The following is a 782-nucleotide window of genomic DNA, read 5'->3' on the forward strand; positions in this document are numbered from 1 at the left end:
TGGGGGGAACTTACTGTGCTAGATGATTATGTTGGATCCTTTACCACGCAGCTCGATGTCGCGTCGTTGTGCGTGTGGATGTTTTGGGTGTTCTTTGGCTCGTTGGTGTTTTATCTGAGGCGCGAGGACAAGCGCGAGGGCTATCCGCTGGAGCACAGCGGCGGCCGCATCATTCGCGGGTTTCCTCCGATGCCGAAGCCGAAGACCTACTTGCTGCCGCATGGGCTGGGCACGGTGACGACGCCGCGCGTGCGTGCGGAGCCGGAGACGATCAATGCCACGCCGGTTGGCTCCTTCTACGGGGCGCCGCAGGATCCGATTGGGGATCCGATGTTGGCCGGTGTCGGTCCGGGGGCCGCGGCAGGCCGCATGGACGTGCCGGATATGACCATCGATGGCGAGCCGAAGATCGTGCCGATGCGGGTCGCGACCGAGTTTTCGATTCACCCGAAGGATCCGGATCCGCGTGGCTTGGCGGTGGTCGGGGCCGATGGTGAGGTCGGTGGGACCGTGACCGATGTCTGGGTCGACCGTTCCGAGCCGCAGACGCGCTACCTGGAGGTCTCGGTGGCGGGCACTGGCCGCAACGTCTTGCTGCCGACGCCGATGCTGCGGATCAAGGGCAAGGGCGCCCAGCGCAAGGTCATCGTCAGCTCGATCCTCGGCTCGCAGTTCGCGAACGTGCCGGGCTTGGCCAACCCCGATCAGGTGACCCTGCTCGAAGAGGATCGCATCTGCGCCTACTACGCCTGCGGCCAGCTCTTCGCACGGCCATCGCGCCG

General features: G+C 65.1%; 1 protein-coding gene. It reads left to right on the forward strand.

From position 1 onward, the window contains the following. Positions 1–15: 15 nt before the first annotated feature. Positions 16–782, forward strand: a 767-nt coding sequence (puhA, locus tag ABC977_RS18175; RefSeq protein WP_439849213.1) for a photosynthetic reaction center subunit H, incomplete at its 3' end; no start/stop codon positions are given.

Source organism: Thioalkalicoccus limnaeus (assembly GCF_041197575.1).
Classification (GTDB): domain Bacteria; phylum Pseudomonadota; class Gammaproteobacteria; order Chromatiales; family Chromatiaceae; genus Thioalkalicoccus; species Thioalkalicoccus limnaeus.